Below are 25,304 nucleotides of genomic sequence, written 5' to 3' on the forward strand. Positions count from 1 at the left end.
TGTATGTTTTGTCAGATTAAGTCGAAAAATATCGGAAGGAGGAGAAGAAGGGTAACTGAAATCACTAAGGAGGAATTATGTCAGACCAAGGACCATTCAAAAAATCGATATCATTGTTAGATCTTATACTCATTGGACTAGGAGCTATTTTTGGATCAGCCTGGCTGTTTGCTGTAAGTAATGTGGCATCAAAAGCTGGACCGATCGGCAGTTTCTCATGGATTATCGGCGGCGTTATCGTTCTCCTCATCGGGTTTGTTTATGCCGAACTCGGCGCGGCTCTCCCGCGAACTGGAGGTATCTTGAGATATCCTGTTTATTCTCATGGACCGCTGGTAGGCTATTTGATTTCTTTTATCACCATTGTAGCCTACACAAGTTTAATATCAATTGAGGTTACAGCAGTACGACAATATGTTGCCTATTGGTTCCCGGGCCTGACAAAGTCAGGATCGGATTCCCCCACAATCGCAGGGTGGCTGCTGCAGTTTGCTCTGCTATGCTTATTCTTTCTTTTAAATTATTGGAGCGTTAAAGCTTTTACCAAATCCAATATTATTATTTCGATCTTTAAATATTTTGTTCCGCTCACCATTATTACCGTGCTAGCGTTCCATTTTAAATCAGGGAACTTTTCGGTAGAAGGTTTTGCACCATTCGGTTTTCAGGGAGTTCAAGGAGCCATATCAACGGGCGGTGTCATGTTTGCCTATCTTGGTCTTCATCCCATCGTTTCAGTAGCTGGAGAGGTGAAAAATCCACAGCGGAATATTCCGATCGCGCTGATCGTATGTATTGTGCTCGCCGCCATCATCTATACACTTCTCCAGGTTTTGTTTATTGGAGCGATTCCAACCGATATTCTTTCAAACGGATGGCCTAAAATTGCACAAGAGTTCTCGCTTCCCTTCAAAGATATTGCAGTTGCACTTGGATTGGGCTGGCTTGCCACCATTGTCGTGCTGGACGCCATTATCTCTCCAGGTGGGAACGGAAATATTTTTATGAATACCACATCCCGCCTTGTGTACGCCTGGAGCAGGACGGGGACGCTCTTTAATGTCTTCTCAAGAGTAAATGAAAAGACAGGGATTCCACGGCCATCATTGTGGCTGTCTTTCGGAATGGCGGTTTTTTGGACGCTTCCGTTTCCATCCTGGAATGCGCTGGTTAACGTATGTTCCGTTGCATTGATCCTTTCTTATGCGATTGCTCCGATTTCTTCGGCAGCGTTCCGCATTAACGCCAAACATCTTCATAAGCCTTTTACGTTAAAGGGAATGAATATTATTGCACCTTTATCGTTTATCTTTGCCACTTATATCGTTTACTGGTCGGGCTGGAAGACGATTTCATGGCTGATTGGCTCGCAGCTCCTCATGTTTATTATTTATTTGTTATTCTCCAAATATGTTCCGAAAAAGGATGTCAGCCTTGCTCAGCAAATTAAGTCATCCTGGTGGCTCATTGTCTACTACGTAATGATGTTGCTAATCTCTTACATCGGATCGTTTGGAGGCGGCAAAGGAATATTGAGCAATCCATGGGATTTGATTATTATCGCCGTCGGTGCGCTAGCCATTTATTTCTGGGCGAAGCATTCAGGTCTTCCGAATGCTATCATTGATAATGATGACGAAGATCTTGCGGGGGATGAGAATCCAGAGTTAAAAGGACCTACGGTATAGAGCTAAGTAAAGAACGGAATAGTCTTCTCTTACTATGGGGAGGCTCTTTATCCATTTAAAGCTTTTAAAGTTGACAAGTGTGTCGTAAAGAATTATATTTTTGGTTGCAAATGCAGATAGGAATACTGGAGGGAATATACATGACATCACGAGAGTTTACAGATGTGCTAAATGAACGGCATTCCGTTAGAAAATATGATCCTGAAGCAGAACTGACAACAGAGGAGATCACAGAATTATTAGAGGATGCGGCAAAGGCTCCATCATCATGGAACCTGCAACATTGGAAGTTTCTTGTGATTCATGACCAGAAAGCCAAGGAACAATTATTGCCGATTGCCTACAATCAGCAGCAGGTGGTAGAGGCAGCGGCTGTTGTCGTAGTTTTGGGTGACCTTGAGGCAGACCAAAATGCTGACAGGGTCTACCAGGGGGCAGTAGATGAAGGTTACATGTCAGAGGAAGTAAAATCGACTCTTGTGAGCCAGATTAAAGACGCTTATGCTACAAAACCTGATATGGCAAAGGATGAAGCCATTCGTAATGCTTCTCTTGCATCTATGCAGCTTATGCTGGCAGCGAAAGCCAGAGAACTTGATACTTGTGCGATGGGCGGATTTAACGCCGAGGAGCTCGTCAAATCATTTGATATCCCTGAAAGGTATCATCCTGTCATGTTGATTTCCGTTGGAAAAGCGGTAAAGCCTGCTCATCAGACGGCACGCTTTCCCATTCAGGAAGCCATCGTCTGGAATAAATTTTAATACGTGAGCCATAAAAAACAACTTTCCTATGGGAAGTTGTTTTTTATATATACTTTTGTATACATAATTACTTGACGTAAATTAGTTATTTATTTAAACTAGCTAACATTAAGTAATTTAGTAAGACAAATATTAATTAGTTGGAGGTTATTTGAAACGATGAGAGGGAAGGATGCAGGAGCATTTATTTTAAGAATTTTTATCGGGATTGCTTTTTTAATTCACGGAGCTTTAAAATTTCAGGGGGGAATTGGAAATACAGCAGGCTGGTTTGAAAGTATCGGTTTACCTGGCTTTTTAGCCTATGTCGTTGCGGTTATTGAGCTGGCAGGTGGGTTCTTAATGATTCTGGGATTGGGAACCCGGTTGGTCGCCTTTTTGTTTGCCGTGGTACTGATCGGTGCGATCCTCACGGTAAAAGCACAAGCGGGCTTTACCGGAGACGGCAAGTCAGCCGGATATGAACTTGATTTAAGCTATTTGGTCATCTCTGTATTTTTGTTGTTGAATGGCAGCCGTTTGTTGTCAGTAGGTGCCTTATTCCGAAAAAATAAAACCGTTCATTACCAATAAAAAAAGTACCAGCTGGATAAAAGCTGGTACTTTTCTACGTTCATTCGCCGTTTGTTACAGGAACAGCGTTAAAATATTCTTCGAGTGTTTCATGCTTGGCTACAATCTTTTTGGAAACGGATGTTCCGACGTAACGTATATGCCAAGGTTCGTACTTATAGCCTGTGACGTTTTCCTTGCCTTCGGGATACCGGATAATAAAGCCGAAATCAGGAGCATTCTTTGCCAGCCACTTTGCTTCTGAGGTGCCCCCGAAACAATCCTGTGCAGGGCACTTGCCCCCATCGCCAGCTACATCAATGGCCAATCCGGTTTCGTGCTCACTGGTGCCGGGCAATGCGCTGTATGAGCGGGCTTTTTCGTAGCCATCCCGTTTGACATAGTTGTTAAAAAGAGCCGTTTGGGTGGCATGTGAACGGTAGGCGGATACGCCGGTAAGGTTAATCCCGTCTTTTTTTGCAGCCGCAAACATGTTTTCAAGAGCCGTTGCAGCTTCTTTGCGCATCATTCGTTTTTCAATTTTCTCACTGAAAATAAAAGGAACATCTGGATACACAAGGTCTGCCGGCTTATAGTCTTCCGGAAGCTTCGAACGCTTGTTTACAAGAACCGGGATGCTTTCAGGGTGCGCAACAACAGAAACACTTTCGTCATTCTTGGCTGGAGGCTTTGGCTTTTTGTGATCCTGAGTCGGTTCGCTTGGATCGTTCTTCTTTTGCTCTTGTCCGTCCTTTGGTTCAGGATCCTGGCTTACTTTTCCTCCATTATTTTTTGAATCATCGCTTGGCTTGTTTTGATCTGCACTTTTGTGATCTTCATTTGTTTTGGACTGATCCTTATCTTTTTGTGTTTCTTTTGCATGGTCTTCAGTATGATGAGATGTGCTTTCTTTTTGGGAAGGCTCATCATTTGAGCAGCCTGTAAAAAGAACTAAACTCAAGGCTAAAGATATGCCAGACACCAATTTCACTTTCATATGTAAAACTTCCTTTCAGATGACGTTCAAAAAAATACTTTACCATCATTTAAGATGAATGAAAAGAGGAATTTGACCTTATTATAACTTAAATTCCCACAAGACCCACGGATGAAACCGAACGTTATATGAACTTCTGATGATTCAATGAACCCATTCGTTAAACTTCCATAAAATAAATCATTAAAATGATTAATTTTTATGTTTATCCCCAGTATAGAGAGGGAATAGAGTTAGAAACTTGTTAAGGAGGGATGGACAAATGGAAATCAATCAAGTTGAGCAGCCCGTTTCGAAGCAAATAACGCAGTCCGTTCCTAAGCAGCCGTTATTAAGGGCAGCGGGGACATTGGAAAAACCGGATGAAAACAGAAAACCTGAGTATGAATTGACCTTTCTAAACCCAAATTGATCTTTCAGGAGACTATGCCAAGGTTGAATTAAAAGGTCTGAACTCAAGTTTCACAGGAGTTCAGGCCTTTTATTATGGGTTAAAAAAGATATTCCAGCAGAGAGCACTCCGTGTTATCCTGAATATGGAAGAAAGTCCAAAAGGGGGATGGCGATGGAGTTCCAGGAGGTTATTACGACCGAAGAGCAATTTGAAGAGCTGCAAGCCCAATGTGGCAGCCCCAGTATCCGCGCAGCCAATAAAGTCATTGAACGGTTGGATGCAAACTGTGTACATTTTATTTCAAAGTCTTCATTTCTTTCATTGGCCACTTATGGTGCGGATGGGCGTTGTGATGTTTCACCCCGTGGGGATCAGCCAGGCTTTGTAACCGTATTGAATGAACAGTACTTGTTCATTCCTGAGCGCAAAGGAAATAATCGGTTGGATTCAGCAAAAAATATTATAACCAATCCTGCAGTCGGATTGCTGTTCATGATTCCGGGCATGGGAGAAACCTTGCGAATTAATGGCAAAGCGATGTTATGCCGTGATCCCAAACTGTTGGAGCAACACGCGGTTAACGGAAATCCTCCGCTTTTCGGTGTGGTTGTAAAAGCAGAGGAATGTTTTATTCATTGCGCCAAGGCTTTTATCCGTTCGGGAATCTGGAATCCGCAAACGTGGCTTTCCAGGGAAGAACTCCCTTCTGCAGCCGAGATCATGGCAGCCCACATGAATATACCGGCCATGGGTGAGGAGCAAGTGGCTAAAGGATTGGAAGTGAGCTATCAAACCCGTCTATATTAAAAAAGAATGCCCTTTGGCATTCTTTTTTAATTGGCTATTTTTTAGGATGAATAACGTTTGAAGGCATGATTCCAGCCCTTATTTGGTAATGGAAGTAACATAGTAGCTGTACTTGTCGGCTTCCTCATCGGTAAAGGTATTTGGATCATTTTCTTTTAAAAATTTTTTTGATTTTACAAAAATAAAGGAAAATCCTAGAGTGCGGGAGAAGAAAAGTAGAACGTATTCAGAAACGGGGAGGCGGTCCATGTGACGCTTAATGAAGAAATCAGAAATGAAGTGCTGGAAACGGTAAGTAACTTAACGGACGACCAATTAAATGAGCCGGAAGAAAAGGGAAGATGGTCCATTATGCAGACTCTCCACCATCTCTACCTCATGGAACGGTCAGTGGCCATCATTGTCTCCAACCGTCTGAAAAGCAAAATAACAGCTCCTGCCGAGAGGAAGCCGATTGACAGGACGGTGGATCGCAGTGTGAAAGTAAGCGCGCCAGTTTTTGTGGTTCCCACGAAAAAGTACATGACGCTGGAAAAAATGAAAAATAAATTGGAAGAATCGAGAAACGAGCTGAATAAGGTAGCTGCCAGCGCAAATCAGGAAGAGCTGAAACAAAAATCTTATCCGCATCCTGTTTTCGGACCGATGCCGTTGGAGCAATGGATTCCATTTGTCGGATATCACGAAAAAAGGCACTTGGAGCAAATAAAGGAAATCAGGGACAAGGTGGTGGCCAGAACATAAAAGAACCTAATATAAAACTAAGTTGACTTATCGGGATACCTACCTTAAAATGATACACAACAAAAACACAATATGAAAAGCTGATCAGAAAACTGAAGGCACTTCTTTGCGATGCAGGGCAGTGTCTCTTTTACTGTGCTCTGCGGAGTTGCAAAAAAAGGATTTCAGCAACTAGCTCCAGGCTTTTCTCAACTTTGGAGGAGTTTTCGATATGTCATTTAGCTTTGTAAGCCATCTTGTATGTCCAAAATGCTCTAAAACCTATGATCACAATAAGCTTCACCAGCTTTGTACCTGTGGATCGCCGCTTCTTGTGGATTATGACCTGGAGAGATTGAAAGAGGAAGACGTCATTATTGATCAAGCACGCAATGATCTTTGGCGTTATCACAAGCTGTTGCCGGTTACGAGTGAGGAACATGTTGTTTCTCTCGGTGAAGGAATGACTCCTTTATTGCCGATGCCCGAACTGGGTGCAGAATTGGGAATCGAATCGTTATTTATGAAAGACGAAGGTCTCATACCTACGGGTTCATTCAAAGCAAGAGGAGCAGCGGTAGGTGTTTCAAAAGCAAAAGAACTGGGAGTGGCCCAGCTCGCTATGCCCACCAATGGGAATGCGGGAGCCGCATGGTCGCTTTATTGCGCGAGAGCAGGAATTAAACCAACGATTGTAATGCCTGTCGATGCACCTGTCATCACCCGGAAAGAAACGGCAATTTCCGGAGCTGAGCTTTACCTTGTGAACGGCCTGATCAGTGATGCGGGAAAAATGGTTGCCAATCTGGTAAAAGAAGAGGGACTCTACGATGCTTCGACATTAAAGGAACCATACCGGATCGAGGGCAAGAAAACGATGGGGTATGAAATTCTTGAGCAGTCCGGAAGCGAAACGCCAGACGTCATCCTGTATCCTACCGGCGGTGGTGTTGGTCTTATTGGTATTTACAAAGCATTAAAGGAATTTAAGGAACTTGGTCTTTTTAAAGGAAACCAGTTCCCGCGCCTTGTAGCCGTTCAGGCAGAGGGATGTGCTCCCATTGTGAAAGCTTGGGAGGAGCATAAAAATGAATCTGAATTCTGGGAGGACTCCAAAACTGCAGCGTTCGGAATTAATGTACCGAAAGCCATTGGAGACTTCTTAGTTCTTGAAGCCATTTATGAAACTGAAGGATGTGCGGTAGCCGTTTCAGAAGAAGAAATTCAACAAGCGTTGGGCCATGCGGCTGAACTGGAAGGAACTTTCATTTGCCCGGAAGGAGCAGCTACATTTGCTGCAGCCAAAAAATTAAGAGACAAAGGATGGATTCAGCCAGGGGAGCGCGTACTTTGCCTGAATACCGGCCAGGGGATCAAATACCCGGATACTGTGGAAGTTGATCCGCTTGTACTCCAGCCGGGCGAGGATCTTCAAAGAAACAAAGAGAACGTTAAATAATAAAAAATAAAATAAAATAACGGTTTAATGTTCTTATGAAGAGAGGGGGAGGGAATGGCCCGGTGAAGCCTCGGCAGCGGACTCGTTTAGAGTACTGTGCCAATTCCACAAGCGTATTGCTTGAAAGATAAGAAGAGCCTCATACTTTGATATCCGCCTCTTCTTGCTTACTATTATGCAGGAAGAGGCTTTTCCATTTTGAACACCTGCTGATTGGTCAACCAAAGGCGCCATGTCAACATATGACATGCGTTTATTTTTTGTCCAAAAGGAGGAAAAACCATGGGAAATCAATTTCGTAAAGCAGTAGAAAGCAAAAGAAACCAGCTGATGACAAGCCTCATCGAAATGGGTGTGTACAAGAAAGAAGAACGGCATTTGTTTCAGTTGACCTTGACCGACCTGGAAGAAGAATACGGCAAAGCCGTCACCGATAAAAAAATACGGCAAGAAAAGGATGAATTAACCTATTGAAGATACGTGCTTTCTTCAATCCCCGTTTTTTGTTTGCAAGGCGTATTTATGTATTCATTTGATAGTGGACATACCAATGGGCGTTGTGGTGTACTAAGGTGAGCAGAAATATTGGAGGAAATGATAATGAACGAACATTTGGCCAATGAAATTCTATCTGATTTGCGAAATGGAAATCTCAGTGAATATATTGTGATAAAAGAGGAATTTCCTTTATTTCGTGATGTTCTTGTAAAGCAGGAGGACAAAAAGGCATTTAGAGGAATTATTGTTCCGGGCGGCGGGGGAGACATTAAATATTTTTACCAGCCAGGCTGGACAGCATAAAAAAATCGGCTCCTTTTTAAAGGAACCGATTTTTTTATTTGACGATGATGACAGGGCAGTCTGCCAATTGGGCAACACTGTGACTGACACTTCCGAGAAGTGCTTGTTTTATTAAGCCTTTTCCTGTGCTTCCGATGACGATTGCATCATAGCCATGCTCGTTTGCATAAGAAGCAATCACATGGCCGGGATCTCCCTGGAATGTGTGAGTTTCATAATGGATTCCCGATTCGGAAAGAAACTTCACTGCCGGAAGCAATAATTCCTTATCTTCTTCCTCAATCAGTTCATCAAGGTTTATGGTCATTACCGGCTCTTGCATGGGAAGGTTTTTATTCACATGAACGATGGTCACCCGTCCGGATTCGAATTTTTTTGCCAGTTCTGTTCCGTGCATCAGTGCACGGGCGGAAGAAGGTGAGCCATCAAAAGCGATTAGAATTTTATTGTACATAAGTATGACCTTCCTTTTTTATTAGTGAGATGCTGTATCAACGTGTGCTAAGTGTTTACGTCCAAATGCAACGACAAGCATGGCAAACAGGACAAAGATTGCTCCGGTTACAAAAGGAACATGAGGCGAATACGTTTCTGCCAATTTGTTTGCCAGCCATGGGCCGAAGGCTCCTCCAATAAATCGGACAAAGCTGTACGCTGCTGAAGCGGTTGCCCGTTCAACAGGTGCTACCTGCATCACAGCTGTTGTAATTAATGTGTTATTTGTACCGAGGAACAAGCCGGCCACAATAACAGCAATGATTACCACAATGGCATGATCTGTCCAAATCCCCATGGAAAGCAGGGTCAAAGCAAACAATACAAGCATGGCACACATGGATTTAACAGTACCAAATCTAGCTTGAATCTTCGGTGCTACAAATACAGAAGTAATCGCAAGGCAAAGTCCCCATCCAAGGAAAACGTAACCTAAGCCGTGTTCATCCAAATTCATAACAAATGGAGAATAAGCCATCAAAGTGAAGAATCCGATATTATAGAGAAAAGCCGTAAGTCCTAGTCTGAACAACCCTGGATATTTTAAGGCTTTAATCGGATCAAGGATTGAACTTTTCACTTTTGGTTTCGGTACCTGAGGCATTTTAATCAGTAAAGCAAAAAAGGCGATGACCATCAAGACACTGACACCGTAGAAAGGTCCGCGCCAGGAAATGGAACCGAGTTCCCCTCCAAGAAGAGGCCCGACGGAAATTCCCAACCCAATCGCGGCTTCATAAAGAATGATGGCTTTTGCTGTTCCGCCGATGGATAATCCAACAATGGCTGACAGGGCGGTAGCAATAAACAGGGAGTTTCCAAGGCCCCAACCGCCACGGAATCCAACAATTTGAGAAATCGCGTTGGATGAACCTGCTAATGCTGAAAAGACAATAATAAGTAAAATACCCGTTAATAACGTCCATTTAACGCCAACCCGGCTGGAAACCACACCAGTAATCAGCATTGCAACACCGGTAATCAGGTTATAACTTGAAAATAACAACGAAACCTGGCTCGGAGTTGCGTTAAGCTGCTTGGCGATAGCAGGGAGAATCGGGTCGACCAATCCTAATCCCATAAACGAAATAATCGTGGCAAAAAAGATGACCCAGATGACCAGTGGCTGTTTGTCTGACTGATCCTGGATCTCTAGCGTTTCTTGACGCATGCTGTAAAACCCCTTTTTATCAAATTTAGTTAATAAAGTTAAATGTAGTGCACGCAAAATAAAATCAATACTCACAAATTATAATATAGGTTAACCTTTACGTCAACGTAACTATTTCCTTTTTTATATTGATTTATGTTATTTTAAATATAGAGTTTTGGAATACAACGTTTTTTTAAAGGGAGATTTTTGAAATGACGGGTTTAAAAATAGATGAAGTAGCAAAACAAAGCGGGCTGACAAAACGGACCATCCGTTACTACGAACAGATCGGGCTGCTGTCTTCACCGCCCCGCAGTGAGGGAGGGTTCAGGCTATATTCACAAGACCATGTTAATTTTTTGAAGAAGATTACAAACGCCAAAGAAGTGATGGGTTTTTCTCTGGCTGAACTTCAGGAATTTATTAAGCTCAGCGACATGCTCGAACATCAGCGGCATGACTACAGACAGGTAAAGGGTACAGAATTGCAAAAAGAAAAGCTTGAAAAGGTTCTTCATACTGTAGAAGAGCAGTTAAAGCTTTTGGAGCAGAAAAAGAAGACTATCTTAAAGGTTGAAGGTGATCTGGTTTCTCTCAGGGACCGTGCAAAAGCAGCACTTATTCGTTTTGAAGAGGAAAAATAAAAAAGCCAGCAGACAGGCCGGCTGATGAAACAATTCGTTTAATGGGTTTGTTGGATGACATTTCCCTCTGACGGAATGGGATTTTCCCTGAGTAATCGAGCAAAGTGATACAGGTTGTACCCCATAATTTCGGCATGCTGCAGGGTAAATTCATTTTCATATCCTTTTGCTTCAATATAAGAAGGTCCAGGGCCGGCTTCTCCTACCCAATAGGTGTCAACATTCGGGGGGATAGTAAAGCCGATGTGTGAGAGTGCATAGATCACGGAGCGGCTCACATGTTTTGCCCCGTCCTCATTGCCCGTGACTACAACTCCGCCTACTTTATTATAGAAGATATATTGACCTTGGTCGTTGGTTTCGCTGCTTGCTCCGTAAAGACGTTCGATCAAAACGGTGGTCAGACTGCTTTGCTGACCAAGCCAGATCGGAGAACCAATAACCAAAATATCGGCTTCTTTTACTTTTTCATAAATGACAGGCCATTCATCCTGATCGCTGATCGCCTCTCCCGTAACGCCATATTCGATATTATAATCAGCAAGTGTAACAATTTCTGTTACCATTTCTTTTTTATCAAAAATTTTCACCACTTCATCAATTAAAGCCCGGGTATTTGACGGTTGATTGCTTTTATTTAATGTACAATTAATCACTAGTGCCTTCAAAGTCATTCTGAGTTCACTCCTTGTCCTCCATTTTTACTTCTATATCTGTACCCGTTTTTGTTTTATAAAAACATCGAGCCGTTTTATACAAAACATCAACACAAACAAACCGCAGGCTTCCAATAGGCCGCCTGCGATGGGATATCATTTTTATTTAATTTACGCCAACATTGTTCCAGGCTGTTTTTACTGCATTGTATTCCGTGCTGGTGCTTCCGTATAAATCCGTTGTTGCACTAAGTAATGCGGCACGTGCACTACTGAAATTGGTCGATGGTGTCATGTAGCGGGTCAGTGCTCTGTAATAAATTTTCTCGGCTTTCGCTTTTCCAATAGCAGTAATCGTATTGTAGGCGGCTTTGTTAGGAATTCCGCTGTTCGTATGCACCCCGCCATTGTCGCTTGACGTGTTCACATAACCGCTCATGTGGTCAGGCTGTCCGTAAAGTTTTGGATTGGATAAACTGCGCAGACCGTCTCCTGCTGTGCCTGGTGTATAAACATCTTCTCCCATCAGCCAGTCGTTTGGATCAAGGAAATAGCCGAACACATCGGACATGGATTCATTCAGCGCCCCGGACTGATAAGAGTAATTGAGTCCGGCTGTACGTTCTGTTACCGCATGCGTTAACTCATGTGCTACAACATCAAGAGCTCCTGATAGTGGACGGAAGACCTGTCCATCTCCATCCCCATAAACCATCTGTGAACCATTCCAGAACGCATTGTTATAGCCGGAGCTATAGTGAACAGTAGACCTTATGGTAGAGCCTGCATTGTCAAAGCTGTTGCGGCCATGCGTATTTTTATAATAATCATATACTTTGCCGGCATAGTAGTTGGCATCTACATCCGCGCCCTGGTTGGAGGCGGTCCAAGCGTTGTTTGTATCTGTTGAATAAACACCGGGAAGGCTTGATCCGTTTCTTGCTGTATACGTCTCAATCACACCAGACATGGCTTTAGTAGTGTCATACAAATAGTAGGTGCCGCCAGACAGGTAGGTGTTCAGCGTTTTATTGTCGCCAAGAACACCGTAGCCTGAACCGGTCGTAGGTCCGTCACTATTCACGGCGTTAAAGCTTTTCAGGACTTTGCCGCTGTTCGCATCTACATATACCTGCCAGTTTGCAGGATAAGGATCAATGAATTGAAGCGCCACCCGGTAGGCGAGCTTGAATTGATTTTGGTCCTTGAAGATGATCAGTTTTGACTTTTCGACCGTGTCGCTGAGCTTTGCCCCTTTAAAAGCAAGCGGTTTGTTTTTCTCTTTTTTCGGCTGTTCCCCGATATGTTTCCAGGCAGCATTTATCGCGTTGGTTTTGGTGAGTTTTTTGATTGATTCTATATTTTCAGGAAGGTTGGCATGAACATCTCCATTAATCGCCGTGATTTTTCCTTGTTGATCGGTATGGACCATGAACACTGCTCCATCAACAGGTACTCCATTGATGGATTGGTTGAACACATAATGGGTCATGCCCAGGTTGTCCTTTTCTTTCGAAATGAAATTAAGATGATGAGTTGCATTGAATTGAAATAATTGTTTATTGCTGTCAATAAAGGCGAGGACGTCTTTCTCGGTATGGTATGTACCTTTTGAAAGTTTCCCTGCAATAAAGGAAGGAATGGCTTTGTCCTTGGATGTGGTGACTTGGACTTGAGGAGTAAGGGTTTTGCTATTCTCATGAAGAACAAGTTTTTGTGATTTTGTTCCAGGTTCGTTGGCTGCTGCTGCCTGATAGGCGGAACTGAACAACAGACCGGCAGATAGTAAAGCAATGAAACCTTTTTTCATAAAATACCCTCCTAATGTTCTTTATAGGGGGCGCCCTTACTCACATCATAGCACAGGTGAATATTTACGGTATTGGGAAATAAAGTACGATTTTCTATTAAATTCCTATATCTCCGGCAGGTTGTTTTCCCAAGTGTCAAGACACCAAAAATAGAGTATAATTTTTTGTCATATTTCATCATAAATATTGGTTTGTCGGAAGCCGTTGGAGGAGAATGGTAGAGCGAAGAGGATGAAGAAGATTATGCCAGGAGAGAGGAAGTTCTTCTTGGATTTTAAAAAAAGCTATTAGCCATAGATAAAGGATTTTAAGCGACAGTACGCCGTAATTGGGCAATGCTGTTTTTTTATAATCATGACTTTTTTCCTAAAAATAATATAAAGATATAATTATTCCCATAATCTCTTTAAACGAAACCCGAAATATGTTATAATTTAAATAATCAATAATAAATATTTGGGTTTTTTCGCTTTTAGCCCCTCATATTGGAAAGGGGATTGATGACCATGAATCAATCTAAAATTCAAGAGATGTTGGTCGATTTAAAAGCAAAACAGTACATTGAATCAGAAATAACCCACACACTAAGTCAAAATAAAATTCCTTTACTTTCAATCAGCTACAGCAAAAAAGAACATGTTTTTCAACTAAAATATACCGACAATCAAGAAATCGTTTCATTTGCAAACGTAAGTGCCGCAATGGATGCGATAACCGCAGAATTTTGCAGACATAAATGAACACCGTGCTTTCACGGTGTTTTTTTTTGGATAATAGGCGGGATTATATTACTAGTCTCGGGTTATGGTATAATCAGGCGAAATTAATTATAGAAAGAGGCAAAGCATGCTATCATTCGAAGAAAAAATAGAACTTATTGAAACCCACTTTCCACAATTGACCAGGAAAAATATTTCACTCGGACGAGTCAATTACCACTTGGAAGAAAGTAAAAGAGATAAGAAAATAGTCGTACAGCAGCTGCATCCGAACGGAAATGGCTTTGTTTATGCAGGCCATCTCGACCGCCGGCAAAAGAATGACAAGGAATTGGTTAATATTCGCGACTACAGCTCAGAGGACCTTATTTCACTCATTTCAAATTCTATAGACTATTTAAGCAGCGAAAAACCAGTGGCTGCAACTGAACCGGAAATCCCTGTAAAAGAAACATGGACAGGCGGCGCCGACAATGAAAGGCTTCTTCTCGTACATGAGGATGAACTATGGAATATTTATGCAGGCCTGAATCTTGAAGCGGCGTTTGAATCGTATATAGAAGCACATGATTATCTTGTAGAAGAAGGATTTGAAAAAGTTTCAAGCACCTCCCGCTAGATATCCTTTAATAGGGGAAACTTTTTATAGAGAGATATTTCATTTTACAAGGAGTAATTTAATGAATAAAAATCAAGAATTACATCAATTTCTTTTAAAAAGGGCCAGGAATCTGACCGAGGAATGGTATAATTCTCTCGATAAAACCAGCACTTCCGGCGTGTATACTTCCAATGATCCAACAGTGATAGAAACGCTGAAAGAACAAAATTATGAATTTCATATTCATTTATGCGAGGTTCTTGTAAAGCCTGAGGAGATTTTCTTTAAAGAGTTTGAAGAGTGGATCATAAAAATTGCCAAGGACAATGAGCATCTGCGAACACCTATCCATTTGATCATTAAAGAGTTCATGAGGGTCCGCCAGCAATATTTTGATTATATCAGTGAGTTTGCCGCATTAAACAGGGATACATTGCATCAAGAGGAAATTGATGAATGGAACCGTTTGATGATTAAGGTGTTTGATTCTGTCATGCTGCAATTTATCGAGGAAACCCATAAATATTCCATCGATCGGCTGCGTGCCCAGCAGGAACTGTTAAATGAATTAAGTTCTCCCGTGATTTCATTGAATAATGATACAGCATTGCTGCCTCTTGTTGGGGATGTTGACACAGCGAGAGCCAAATTTATTCTAGAAAATACATTGAACCAGTGTGTACAAAAGCGGATCCACCATTTGTTTATCGATTTATCAGGGGTAGTCATGATCGATACGATGGTAGCTCACGAACTGTTTCAGCTGATCGATGCCCTGGATCTTGTTGGTGTAAAGACAACATTGTCCGGAATCCGACCGGAGATCGCTACAACTGCGGTTCAACTAGGACTGTCCTTTGACCGTGTATCGGTAACCTCAACGCTGGCCCAGGCGATTGATATTAAAAACCAGGGAAAATGAATACTTAATCACATATAACAACAGCATTTACATTTCGTAATGCTGTTTTTTTGAATTTATAAACCAAGAGGGTATGATATACATAAAGAAAAAATTCAGGCTTTATAAGGAGGAACTATGGAATTAAAAGGGATACACCACGTTTCTGCGATTACGGCAAAGGCAGGAAAAAATTACGACTTTTACACAAAGGTACTGGGCATGCGCCTGATTAAGAAAACAGTGAACCAGGATGATACCTCTGTTTACCATTTGTTTTATGGCGATGAAAAGGGCAATGCCGGAACCGAATTAACATTCTTTGAAATTCCGATGGCAGGAAGAAACCATGATGGTGCCAACAGCATTTCGGAAATTTCGCTTCGGGTAAAAAATGATGAAGCTTTGAACTATTGGAAGAACAGATTTGAAAAAATAAACGTGGTACATGAGGGGCCTTCAGATCGATTTGGCCGTCTCTCCCTCGCCTTTAAGGACGATGAAGGACAGCGTCTTTTACTTGTATCAGACGAAACCAATACAGGAGTTTCTGCCGGTGTGCCCTGGGACAAAAGCCCGATTCCAAATGAATACGGCATCACCGGTCTTGGACCCGTCAGGCTGACTGTACGCACGAAAGAGCTTACAGAGGAAGTCATTACGGAACTTTTGGGATTCCGCAAAAAAGGAGAATACCAGTCGTTTCAACCCGGCCAGCCGGATGTTGTGGTATATGAAACAGGCGAAGGAGGCACAGGAGCAGAGCTTCATATCGAAGAACGGAAGGACTTGGCCCCTGAACGCCTTGGAAGAGGCGGGGTGCACCATGTTGCTTTCCGCGTCCATGATGAGGAAGAGCTAAAAAAATGGATAGAGAAAGTCCAGAATGCCAAGTTTCCAAATTCAGGATTTGTTGATCGGTTCTACTTTAAGTCGCTTTACTTCAGGGAATTAAATGGAATTTTGTTTGAACTGGCCACAGACGGTCCTGGATTTGCGACGGATGAAGATCTGGAGCATCTTGGGGAATCACTGGCCCTGCCCCCATTTCTTGAACCCAAACGTCAAGAGATTGAGGCCAGGTTGAAACCGCTGGATACAAAATTAACATAAATTCACGGTATGTGTTTCCTTTCTTTGTATCATATTAACTCTATACAAATGATAAAGGAAGGGATAACGATATGACGACTATATTATATATTACGGCACATCCCCATGATGACACACAATCCTTCAGTATGGCGGTTGGAAAAGCATTTATTGAATCTTACAAACAGGCCAATCCTTCTGATCAAGTTGTTCATCTGGATCTGTATAAAGAAAATATTCCCCACATTGATGTGGATGTGTTCAGCGGCTGGGGAAAGCTTAGAACGGGTTCTACCTTTGATCAGCTATCACAAGATGAAAAGACAAAAGTACAGCGGCTTTCCGAACTGACCGATCAGTTTGTTGCTGCAGATAAATACATTTTTGTAACGCCTCTGTGGAATTTTTCATTTCCTCCCGTTATGAAAGCCTATATTGATTCTATTTGTACGGCAGGAAAGACCTTTAGATATACGGAACAGGGACCTGTTGGACTGCTTACAGACAAGAAGGCACTGCATATCCAAGCCCGCGGAGGCGTCTATTCGGAAGGGCCTGCGGCAGGACTCGAGATGGGCCACCGTTACATCAGTGTGATCATGAACTTTTTTGGCATTCCTTCGTTTGAAGGCTTGTTTGTGGAAGGACACAATCAATTTCCCGAACGGGCAGAAGAGATTAAGCAACAGGCCATCAATAAAGCAAAAGAAATGGCACAAACCTTTTAACTTCATCAAAAATGCGAAGGCGTATTCTGCCTTCGCTTTTTATTTAGGTGGAGAACCATTCTCCTTTTAATGCTTTAATATATCTTTTGGCAGATCGTTGGACCGATTGAGAGGCATTTTCCGCCACAACTCTGTGGAACGCGTTGTATAACCGGTTAAAAGGTATGGACTGTGCAGTGCTGGCCATGCGCTCCACGGTGGAAGCCGGAAGTGGAATCAAGTTTGGATAACTGTACATGAAACTAACCCAATTTCTGTCTGCTGCCACCTGGATGATGTCTCCGGTCAGAAGGACTCCTTTTCCTTCATTTCCTTGAGACCAGTGGACGATTGCTCCACCTTTATAATGGCCGCCCAGCCTGTACAGGGTAAGCCCATCACTCAGCTCGAGCGTTTCGCCGGACCAAAATTTTATCATTGGGCTTGAACGTGTGACCCACTCTTTGTCATCTTCATGGATATAAATGGGTGCTTCAAATGCTTCCGCCCATTCCACCTGGGTGGAATAATAATGAGGATGAGAAAGAGCGATGGCATCAATCCCTCCTAATTGCTTGAGGTACGCTATCGTGTCGTGATCAAGATAGGTCAAACAGTCCCACAACAGGTTGAAATGATTACCCTGTATAAGGTAGGCTGTTTGCGAAATCGCATAAGCCGGTTCGGTATGTATGCTGTACAGGCGTGGTTCATCTTCTTGTATGGTATTTTTAAAATTACGCTCTCTCATCTCTTGCAACGTGATCCATGACTGCCCCTGGGGTGAAACATATTGTCGTTCCTCTGTGCAGATGGTGCAGATTTCAGGAGGGTGTTCTGTTGGCGGATATTGGACCCCGCAGGTGCTGCAAATATACGGCTTCATTCGATCATCCCCTTTTTTTATTTCTGTCTGCTTTGATTATAAAGTAAAAAACCTGTATTGATAAGCAATTACTGGCAATGGGAGCATTACATATTCCACCCCAATATACAAAAACTAACGACAGAACAGGGGTGGTTTGATGAGTCAGACAAAATGCAGCTCTCCCTCCGGCCAAAACAGCCGAGGCGGGAATTTAACATGGTGGCAGCTGTCGTTAATGGGGATCGGATGTACCATAGGAACAGGGTATTTTTTAGGATCTTCAATCGGCATTATGATGACCGGTCCATCCATTGTCATTTCTTTTGTCCTTGCTGCACTTGGCACGTATATTGTTTTTAATGTATTGGCAAAGATGACAGCAGAAGATCCGCAAAAAGGATCCTTTTGCGCCTATGCAAAAAAGGCATTTGGCCATTGGGCTGGGTTCAGCTGCGGCTGGAACTACTGGCTCTCCAATATCCTGGTCATGGGCAGCCAGTTGACGGCACTTTCCATCTTGTCGCGCTTTTGGTTTGAACAAGTACCTTTGTGGGTTTTTGCCTCAGGGTATGCGATTCTTGCTATCATCGTTGTATTAACCGGGACCAATGGCTTTGACAAAGTTGAGAATATCCTTGCCGTTGTAAAAGTGGCGGCTATTTTAATGTTCATTATTATAGCAGGGGCAACGCTTCTTGGCTGGCTGGATGGCGATGTCAAAAAGCCAGGTCTTCCTGACAGCCCAAGCGATTTTTTTCATGATGGATTTCCGGGGTTTTGGTCTTCGCTGATCTACGCATTTTATGCGTTTGGCGGCATTGAGGTCATCGGGCTGATGGCCATGCAGTTGAAAAAGAAAGAAGACGGACCCAAAGCTGGTAAAGTCATGATGTTCGTTTTGGCTGCGATTTATGTGGTGTCCATGGGGCTGGCAGTCACCATGGTTTTTCAAGGGGCGTTTGACGATAAGGAAAGTCCGTTTGTGACCGCTCTTGACGATTACCATCTTGCCTTTTTTCCGCATGTATTTAATGGAGCGATCATTATAGCAGGTTTTTCCACCATGACTGCTTCCCTTTTTGGTGTGACCAACCTTCTTTGTACAATGTCAGAAGATGGTGATGCTCCGTCACTGTTCAGCAAGAAAATTAAAAAATTGAAGGATTTGCCGTTAGCCTCTCTGGGACTTGGGGCCGCAGGTCTCCTTGCTTCCATCATCACCGCATTGTTAATGCCGGGAAAGATTTATGAATACATCACGACTGCAGCAGGAATCCTGCTTCTTTATAACTGGCTGTTCATTATTCTTTCTTCCATGAAAATGTTAAAGCAGAAGATGTGGAGCAAAGTGTTTTCTGTTGTGGGGCTTCTTTTAATTTTGGCGAGCATCAGCGGAACCCTAGCTGAAAAATCGATCCGTCCAGGGTTTTATGTCAGCATCCTGCTTGCCGGCATTATTGGAATCGTGGCTTTTTTTATGCGGAAGGTATGGAAGAGAACCGAAACAAGCTAAATAATCCGGCATAACTGATCTTTTCCTTTGATACATATGAAAGAGGTGCAAAGGAGGAGATGAAGGTGGACCGGCAAACATGGGAAAAAAGCGCAAGGTTTGAGCATCAGTTTTGGCTCCAGGTACTGGGGGATCATGCGCGTTTCTTTTTGGATACCCTGGCTTCGAAGGAAACAAAAGAAATTGAAGCGGCCAAACGATATAAGGAAGGTTTCGACGGACTGCTTCAGCAGGCAAGAGGAAACGCGGATCTCACAAAGCTAACTGCTGCAGCGGAAGAAATGGCGACATCAATCAGGGATTTTAAGCTTCACATGATCAGGAGGCACCTGACAGGAAAAATAAGCATTCATCTTTCACCAACCTTTCTTAATCATATGGTGAATGAGGTGGAAGAGTATTTAGAAATCCTTAAGTATTTAAAAACGGAACAAATGCCGCCGCTCTACCATGAGCTCCATTATCATATGGTATGGCTTCCCGATGCTGCAGGACATGCAGGAGCCATATCCGATACGATGGATGCGGTAGAAAAAGATATAAAAGCGCGAAGCAAGGAATACAGCGTTCATTTTGAACAATTTTATATCAAGGCGGTAGAACTTGCGGGCTATTTAAGGACAAACCTGAAAGAATTTCCGGCCTTGAAGCGCATGAATCAAGAAGTGAAGATGGAGATTATGTTGTTCCGGAAATTTTTAAAAGAAATCGAGGAACTGGAACTTTCGCATGAGGTGCTCGGTACGTTTTCTGCTCTCATGGCCGATCATATGGCAAGAGAAGAATGCTATTATCTCACGAAGGTGGCCATGGCCTCGCAAACGAAAGAACCGGGCTGCAATCCTGCAAAACCAAGGGTGGAAGAAAATTGAAAACCTCCTAAGTGGGGGCTTTTTTTTTATGTTCATGCTATGTTGATCGTATTGAATGTATTATTTTCGCCTAATACAAAATAAAGGAAAAGAAATTGAAATAAGAATGAACTTATTTCATCATTTGGCGTCTTTTTAACTAGAAACCATTTTTCATTAAGGCAGTCTGTCCAGAAACGGGTGAAAAAAATGTGGACCAAGAACTTCAGCAATTAATCGTAAAAGCTAAGAAGGGAGACCAGGATTCCTTTTCTGAACTTATTCAAAGATATAAAGGAAAAGTGTTCCGGCATGCTTTTGCGATGGTCCATGATCAGATGGAAGCTGAAGATATTACTCAAGAAGCTTTCGTCAAAGCCTATTTTTCAATGGATCAATTGAAAGAAGAGTATGCCTTTTCCTCCTGGCTTACAAGAATTGTTACCAACCTTTGTTATGACCGGATAAAGAAGAGGGAGAAACGGCCACAGTTGCAAATCGATCCAGAACAAACAGAGTTAATGGCGGATACCCACTCGGAAGTTGAAAACCTGCAGTTGAGGATCAATTTGCAGCTTGCCATGCAGAAGCTTACACCGGAGCATCGCACAGTGATTGTTTTAAGGGACATCCAGGGATTTTCTTATCAAGAGATTGCAGAAATACTGGAAATACCAGAGGGAACGGTTAAATCCAGAATTAATATAGCCCGCAAAGAACTGAGAAAAGAATTGTTGAGAGGGTGATCGGGATGCATGAAGAAATACATGAACTTCTATCCGCTTATGTCGATGATGAGTTAGGGAAGAAGCAACGACAAGAAGTGGAAAGGCATATGAGTGACTGCGGGGAATGTAGGGAAGAAGTGGCTCATCTATTGGAATTAAAGGCTTTACTGTCATCTGCTTATGAGGAGTTTGATATGAAAAACAGCAACATGGAGCAAACGGTGATGGCCAGGATCCGTTTTGAATCTACACCTGAGACGCTTCTTTCCCGGGGAGGTATGGCTGCAGCTATTGCGGGGGCCATTGTTATGGCCGCTTTTCTATGGTTCGCCTCATCGGTTATTACGAAAGGGATTCATGTGGGGGTTACTCTTACTTCGATTTCCTTTAGTTTAATACGTTCAGCCTTTACCGTGGCGGGGGCTTTGCCAAATCTGCTTGAAGTTTTCTTAGTGCTGGCGCTAATCGTGCTGATAGCATCAGGATGGTCTGTGCGAAGACTACTGGATACAAAGTCAACAGGGTGAGGAGGGCAGCGATGAAAAAGCACCGTATTTTATTAAGCATAACGATTGTTTTCATGATGGCCCTCACACTTGCAGCTCCAACCGTTTATGGTGCTGAAAAGAATGTGATCAAACAAAAAGAAGTGATGGTGCCCGCAAAGCAAAGTGTTGAAAATGTCATTGTTTTTGGACACGATGCGATCGTAAAGGGAAAGGTGAAAACTGCTGTCATTGTTATTAATGGAAATGTAGACATCAAGAAAAAAGCAAAAGTAAAGGAACTGGTCCTTGTCATTGGTGGACATGTCAAACAAGAAGCAGGTTCGAAGGTGACCGATAATATCATCGCCATGAATCTGAACAGTCCATCACAAAACAGCCTTTTTCTTGGGGGGCTGGTCCTGATCAGCGGCTGGCTGCTCAGGCTTATTGCAAGCATTGTGCTGGTTTTCTTAACGGTACTTGCCGGCGTGTCGCTTCACAAACGAACAAACAGCCTGGCAGAAGTAACAAAGGGACAGGCTCCACGTCTGATTTTATCAGGAGCTATTATCAGTGCCGCACTGTTGGTTGTAGGTGTATTGCTCGGTATTACGGTCATTGGAATTCCTGTCTCCATTCTGCTTTTACTTTTACCGGTACTGATATTTATTACGGGGCTGGCCGTCTATAGCCATGAAATAGCGGCCCGATTTTCCGGCTTGGAGAATAAAGCTCCATGGCTTCGATATTTGACTGGTTCTTTTTTGCTGGTGTCCTTGTTCAACTTTCCGATTATCGGCAGTATTTTCTTCTTTCTTCTCTTTTTTCTATCATTGGGAGGAGCATTTAAATTCCTGTTTGAACGCTTTCGAGCTCGTAAATAAGTAAGTTTAAGTCCCTGGCAGGATTTGCCGGGACTTTTTTTAATTTGTAATGAACTTTTTGGACGAACTTCCGTCTTTTTAAGTGTACAAGATTCATTAAATGAAATTTTATTTATAAAATAGGTGATGAAGAATGAGGAAAATATTATTTTTGCCGTTTTTACAGATGCCATCCGGCCATCATCAGGCCGCAGAGGCATTAATCGACATGCTGAAAATCAGAGAGAAGGATATTGTTTTAAAAAAAGTGGACTTGTTAAGCTATATGAATGCTTCCCTTGAAAAGATGGTGACTAAGACCTACTTGAAATGGATTAAACATTTGCCAGGTACCTATGAACTTATATATAAGAACTTTACGTATTCCACTATTCGAAGAGAGTCCTTTAAAGGATACGATCTGTTGTTTTTAAAGGCTATGCACAAGCTTTTGGAGGATGAACAGCCTGATGTGATTATATGCACGCACAGCATCCCGTCCTATCTCGTGAATGAGCTAAAACGAAAAGGGAAATGCCATATCCCTGTAATGAATGTTTATACTGATTTTTTCATTAATGACGTATGGGGAAGACAAGAGATTGATTACCACTTCGTACCCAATCAGGATATGAAAACAATGCTCATGGATGAACACCATATCCCTCAAGATAAAATCATTGTCTCTGGGATTCCGGTTCATGAGCAGTTCAAAAGAAAAGCAACGATTTTATCAAAGGGCAGCAGGAGGAAAGTATTAATCTCCGGAGGGAGCAGCGGATTGGGTGATATTTATGAATTGATTACTGCCGCTCGTTCTTCCAACGCCTTTGATTATTATGTCTTGTGCGGAAAAAACAAAAAACTATATGAAAAGATCCGATCACTGGGTATGGCAAATATACATCCGCTGCCTTATATTTCATCAAGGAGCGAAATGAATGAATGGTATGACAGAGTAGATGCCATCGTTACAAAGCCCGGCGGAATTACGGTGAGTGAAGCACTAAGGAAAAACTTGCCGATATTTGTACATTCCGTACTCCCGGGACAAGAAGAAATAAATCTCGAGTACCTGGAGGAAAAGAATTTGGTCTTCCGGATCGATAAATCATTGCCGCTGGAATTTCAATTGAAACGGGTACTCCGAAATCAACCTGCCATGAAAAATTGGCAAGCTGCCAAAAATGCTTATGAGAAAGGGCTTGAAATGTTATCGCCTGATCAAATTACAAAATTTATCCAATCTTTGCTGGAGCCGGCTTTTACCTTGAGCCGTCAGGCTTAAAATCATTACATCAAGGCAGGAGTATATCGTATGTTCAGATGGAATCAACTAAAGGAAACCCAATATTTAACTGCGGCAGTAATTGTCCTTCTGATCTATCTTTCACCCCTGTTTATTCTTGGGGAAAATGCTCATATCCGCGTCCATGATAATATGGACTCCAATATCACGTGGTACAAGGAACTAAAGGAGAGTGGCCAGCTGCTTGGACCTCTGAATGCTGTCATTCCACAAGTGATCAATGGTGTGCCAAGAGATGCGTTTGATTCGGAATTCAGTGGCATTGTCTGGCTTCATACCCTCTTTCCATCGATGCTCGCTTATGCTTTTTCGCAGGCTATTACGCGGGTGATCGCGTTCATTGGAATGTACTTGCTTTTAAGGAAGCATTTCATAAAGGAAGAGGGATTAGCCGTTTTACGGGTAGGTGCATCCCTGGCTTTTGCACTTACCCCGTTTTGGCCATCGGGTATGCTCAGCACTCTCGGTATGCCGCTTGCATTATGGGCGTTTTTAAATATTCGAAACCGTACCTCCGGGTCGAAAGAGTGGCTGGTTCTTTTTTGTCTTCCTTTCTATTCGAGTTTTGTATTAGGTTTTGTCTTTTTTCTGGCTTTTATGGCTCTTTTATGGATGATTGACGTATATCGCAGCCGGCAGTGGAATGGGAGATTCCTGTTAAGCATCATTTTTATGGCAGGAATGTATTTGCTCACTGAATACAGGCTTGTCTTTTCCCTGTTATTGCCTCAGCCGCCGACCAACAGAAATGAATTTGATGAATCTGTTCTTGATGGGCCTTCATCCATGAAGCTTATGCTGAAAAATTTTCTTTTGGGCCATACCCATGTCATGACCATTCATACGTATTTTATCCTGCCACTGTTGATCATGGTCCTATGGAATTTGATAAAAGAAAACAAGTGGCGGAATGAGAAAACATTCGTTTACCTTATGATCTTAAATGTACTGCTTTCTGTATGGTATGGTTTTTGGTTTTACAAGGGATGGGAGCCGATTAAAGCCCATATTTCGCTTCTGCGGACATTTAACTTTTCACGTTTTCACTTTTTACATCCATTACTATGGTATCTCTTGTTTGCCATAGGGCTGAGAATTTTCTGGAAGGGTGGAGGGAAAGGGAAAAAAGCTGCTGTTGTATTCCTGATCCTCCAGCTGACTCTGCTTTTTACCTTGAACGAAGAAGTGCGGTATCGTATCGCTGGATATCCCTCGTTTAAAGAATTCTACTCTGTGCAGCTGTTTAAAAAAATTGATACGTATATTGGAAAATCAAAAAGTTCCTACCGGGTGGCAAGTCTGGGGCTTCACCCCGCCATCGCGCAATACAATGGTTTTTACACAGTGGATACGTATAACAATTTTTATCCACTTTCCTATAAACATCGGTTCCGTTCCATTATTGCTAAGGAATTGGACAAAAGTCCAAAGCTCAAAAGCTACTTTGATCACTGGGGAGGCCGCTGTTATTTGTATTCAGCGGAACTGGGAGAACATTATGATTATGAGAAAACATCCACAAAACAAATTCATCAGCTTCAATTAAATATCCAAGCCTTTAAGAAGCTGGGAGGCCGGTATATTTTTTCAGCTGTACCTGTTAAGAATGCCAAGCAAGATCACTTGGTATTGAAAAAAGTGTTCACCGATCCACATTCGGTATGGAAAATTTATCTTTACCAGACGAGATGATTGCAGCACGAGCGAAAGGGAGTGGAAC

General features: G+C 42.6%; 28 protein-coding genes and 1 riboswitch. Of the genes, 22 read left to right on the forward strand and 6 right to left on the reverse strand.

Annotation, left to right across the window (positions count from 1 at the left end; all coding sequences use genetic code 11):
• Positions 1–77: 77 nt before the first annotated feature.
• The 3 genes from AS030_RS01770 (at position 78) to AS030_RS01780 (ending at position 3,025) form a co-directional block, all read left to right on the forward strand.
• Entirely contained in the window at positions 78–1,688 is a 1,611-nt protein-coding gene (locus AS030_RS01770; protein ID WP_061967711.1) for an APC family permease, read from the forward strand.
• Between the two features lie 140 nt (positions 1,689–1,828).
• Positions 1,829–2,452: a nitroreductase family protein gene (locus AS030_RS01775; protein ID WP_061967713.1), complete on the forward strand. Its 624-nt coding sequence runs from the start codon at positions 1,829–1,831 to the stop codon at positions 2,450–2,452.
• A gap of 159 nt (positions 2,453–2,611) precedes the next feature.
• Positions 2,612–3,025: a DoxX family protein gene (locus AS030_RS01780; RefSeq protein ID WP_061967715.1), complete on the forward strand. Its 414-nt coding sequence runs from the start codon at positions 2,612–2,614 to the stop codon at positions 3,023–3,025.
• 40 nt (positions 3,026–3,065) lie between these two features.
• On the opposite strand, the gene AS030_RS01785 is transcribed toward AS030_RS01780, so the two are convergent.
• Entirely contained in the window at positions 3,066–4,001 is a 936-nt protein-coding gene (locus AS030_RS01785; RefSeq protein ID WP_061967717.1) for a M15 family metallopeptidase, read from the reverse strand.
• A 262-nt stretch (positions 4,002–4,263) separates the two neighbouring features.
• Between AS030_RS01785 and AS030_RS23365 the strand changes: the two genes are divergently transcribed.
• From AS030_RS23365 to AS030_RS01810, 6 genes are all read left to right on the forward strand, one after another.
• Complete coding sequence (locus tag AS030_RS23365) at positions 4,264–4,413, forward strand: hypothetical protein (protein WP_156412545.1); 150 nt, start codon at positions 4,264–4,266, stop codon at positions 4,411–4,413.
• Between the two features lie 153 nt (positions 4,414–4,566).
• On the forward strand, positions 4,567–5,202 hold the full coding sequence (locus AS030_RS01790) for a pyridoxamine 5'-phosphate oxidase family protein (RefSeq protein WP_420889630.1): 636 nt from the start codon (positions 4,567–4,569) through the stop codon (positions 5,200–5,202).
• A 249-nt stretch (positions 5,203–5,451) separates the two neighbouring features.
• Positions 5,452–5,946, forward strand: a complete 495-nt coding sequence (locus tag AS030_RS01795) for a DinB family protein (RefSeq protein ID WP_061967722.1) — start codon at positions 5,452–5,454, stop codon at positions 5,944–5,946.
• A gap of 211 nt (positions 5,947–6,157) precedes the next feature.
• On the forward strand, positions 6,158–7,384 hold the full coding sequence (locus AS030_RS01800; protein WP_061967725.1) for a threonine synthase: 1,227 nt from the start codon (positions 6,158–6,160) through the stop codon (positions 7,382–7,384).
• 30 nt (positions 7,385–7,414) lie between these two features.
• Positions 7,415–7,518, forward strand: a riboswitch (SAM riboswitch).
• Positions 7,519–7,666: 148 nt separating this feature from the next.
• On the forward strand, positions 7,667–7,858 hold the full coding sequence (locus AS030_RS01805) for a Fur-regulated basic protein FbpA (protein ID WP_061967728.1): 192 nt from the start codon (positions 7,667–7,669) through the stop codon (positions 7,856–7,858).
• A 126-nt stretch (positions 7,859–7,984) separates the two neighbouring features.
• Positions 7,985–8,185, forward strand: coding sequence for a hypothetical protein (locus AS030_RS01810; protein WP_061967730.1), 201 nt, complete (start codon positions 7,985–7,987; stop codon positions 8,183–8,185).
• Between the two features lie 34 nt (positions 8,186–8,219).
• Here the strand turns inward: AS030_RS01810 and AS030_RS01815 are convergent, their stop codons facing one another.
• On the reverse strand, positions 8,220–8,639 hold the full coding sequence (locus AS030_RS01815) for a universal stress protein (RefSeq protein ID WP_061967732.1): 420 nt from the start codon (positions 8,637–8,639) through the stop codon (positions 8,220–8,222).
• A 21-nt stretch (positions 8,640–8,660) separates the two neighbouring features.
• Positions 8,661–9,851, reverse strand: a complete 1,191-nt coding sequence (locus tag AS030_RS01820; protein ID WP_061967733.1) for an MFS transporter — start codon at positions 9,849–9,851, stop codon at positions 8,661–8,663.
• A 194-nt stretch (positions 9,852–10,045) separates the two neighbouring features.
• Here AS030_RS01820 and AS030_RS01825 point away from each other — a divergent pair, with 194 nt between their 5' ends.
• Complete coding sequence (locus AS030_RS01825; protein WP_061967735.1) at positions 10,046–10,477, forward strand: MerR family transcriptional regulator; 432 nt, start codon at positions 10,046–10,048, stop codon at positions 10,475–10,477.
• A 38-nt stretch (positions 10,478–10,515) separates the two neighbouring features.
• On the opposite strand, the gene AS030_RS01830 is transcribed toward AS030_RS01825, so the two are convergent.
• Together AS030_RS01830 and AS030_RS01835 are read right to left on the reverse strand one after the other, a co-directional pair.
• The gene (locus AS030_RS01830; RefSeq protein ID WP_061967738.1) at positions 10,516–11,151 is read right to left on the reverse strand and encodes a flavodoxin family protein; all 636 of its coding nucleotides are present in this window, start codon (positions 11,149–11,151) and stop codon (positions 10,516–10,518) included.
• Positions 11,152–11,299: 148 nt separating this feature from the next.
• Entirely contained in the window at positions 11,300–12,943 is a 1,644-nt protein-coding gene (locus AS030_RS01835) for a M4 family metallopeptidase (RefSeq protein WP_061967740.1), read from the reverse strand.
• Positions 12,944–13,450: 507 nt separating this feature from the next.
• Between AS030_RS01835 and AS030_RS01840 the strand changes: the two genes are divergently transcribed.
• The 5 genes from AS030_RS01840 (at position 13,451) to AS030_RS01860 (ending at position 16,985) form a co-directional block, all read left to right on the forward strand.
• Positions 13,451–13,684, forward strand: coding sequence for a hypothetical protein (locus AS030_RS01840; protein ID WP_061967743.1), 234 nt, complete (start codon positions 13,451–13,453; stop codon positions 13,682–13,684).
• A gap of 106 nt (positions 13,685–13,790) precedes the next feature.
• Positions 13,791–14,282, forward strand: a complete 492-nt coding sequence (locus AS030_RS01845) for a hypothetical protein (protein ID WP_061967745.1) — start codon at positions 13,791–13,793, stop codon at positions 14,280–14,282.
• A 61-nt stretch (positions 14,283–14,343) separates the two neighbouring features.
• The gene (locus tag AS030_RS01850) at positions 14,344–15,186 is read left to right on the forward strand and encodes an STAS domain-containing protein (RefSeq protein WP_061967748.1); all 843 of its coding nucleotides are present in this window, start codon (positions 14,344–14,346) and stop codon (positions 15,184–15,186) included.
• A 117-nt stretch (positions 15,187–15,303) separates the two neighbouring features.
• Complete coding sequence (locus AS030_RS01855; protein WP_061967751.1) at positions 15,304–16,278, forward strand: ring-cleaving dioxygenase; 975 nt, start codon at positions 15,304–15,306, stop codon at positions 16,276–16,278.
• Positions 16,279–16,349: 71 nt separating this feature from the next.
• Positions 16,350–16,985 (forward strand): FMN-dependent NADH-azoreductase, encoded by a 636-nt coding sequence (locus tag AS030_RS01860; RefSeq protein ID WP_061967754.1) that lies wholly within the window; start codon positions 16,350–16,352, stop codon positions 16,983–16,985.
• Between the two features lie 43 nt (positions 16,986–17,028).
• On the opposite strand, the gene AS030_RS01865 is transcribed toward AS030_RS01860, so the two are convergent.
• Positions 17,029–17,850, reverse strand: a complete 822-nt coding sequence (locus AS030_RS01865) for an MBL fold metallo-hydrolase (protein ID WP_061967757.1) — start codon at positions 17,848–17,850, stop codon at positions 17,029–17,031.
• A 139-nt stretch (positions 17,851–17,989) separates the two neighbouring features.
• Between AS030_RS01865 and AS030_RS01870 the strand changes: the two genes are divergently transcribed.
• The 7 genes from AS030_RS01870 to AS030_RS01900 all read left to right on the forward strand — a co-directional run bounded on the left by AS030_RS01870 (position 17,990) and on the right by AS030_RS01900 (position 25,276).
• A complete protein-coding gene (locus AS030_RS01870) occupies positions 17,990–19,345 on the forward strand; it encodes an amino acid permease (RefSeq protein ID WP_061967760.1) in 1,356 nt (451 codons plus the stop codon).
• A gap of 65 nt (positions 19,346–19,410) precedes the next feature.
• Positions 19,411–20,217, forward strand: coding sequence for a DUF2935 domain-containing protein (locus tag AS030_RS01875; protein ID WP_240482188.1), 807 nt, complete (start codon positions 19,411–19,413; stop codon positions 20,215–20,217).
• Between the two features lie 191 nt (positions 20,218–20,408).
• Positions 20,409–20,942 (forward strand): RNA polymerase sigma factor, encoded by a 534-nt coding sequence (locus tag AS030_RS01880; protein ID WP_061967765.1) that lies wholly within the window; start codon positions 20,409–20,411, stop codon positions 20,940–20,942.
• A 5-nt stretch (positions 20,943–20,947) separates the two neighbouring features.
• Positions 20,948–21,451, forward strand: a complete 504-nt coding sequence (locus tag AS030_RS01885) for an anti-sigma factor family protein (protein WP_061967768.1) — start codon at positions 20,948–20,950, stop codon at positions 21,449–21,451.
• 11 nt (positions 21,452–21,462) lie between these two features.
• The gene (locus AS030_RS01890) at positions 21,463–22,296 is read left to right on the forward strand and encodes a hypothetical protein (RefSeq protein WP_061967771.1); all 834 of its coding nucleotides are present in this window, start codon (positions 21,463–21,465) and stop codon (positions 22,294–22,296) included.
• Between the two features lie 133 nt (positions 22,297–22,429).
• On the forward strand, positions 22,430–23,563 hold the full coding sequence (locus AS030_RS01895) for an MGDG synthase family glycosyltransferase (protein ID WP_061967773.1): 1,134 nt from the start codon (positions 22,430–22,432) through the stop codon (positions 23,561–23,563).
• Positions 23,564–23,593: 30 nt separating this feature from the next.
• On the forward strand, positions 23,594–25,276 hold the full coding sequence (locus AS030_RS01900; RefSeq protein WP_061967775.1) for a DUF6044 family protein: 1,683 nt from the start codon (positions 23,594–23,596) through the stop codon (positions 25,274–25,276).
• Positions 25,277–25,304 lie beyond the last annotated feature (28 nt).

Origin of the sequence: Fictibacillus enclensis, assembly GCF_001457035.1 — a bacterium.
GTDB lineage: Bacteria > Bacillota > Bacilli > Bacillales > Fictibacillaceae > Fictibacillus_C > Fictibacillus_C enclensis.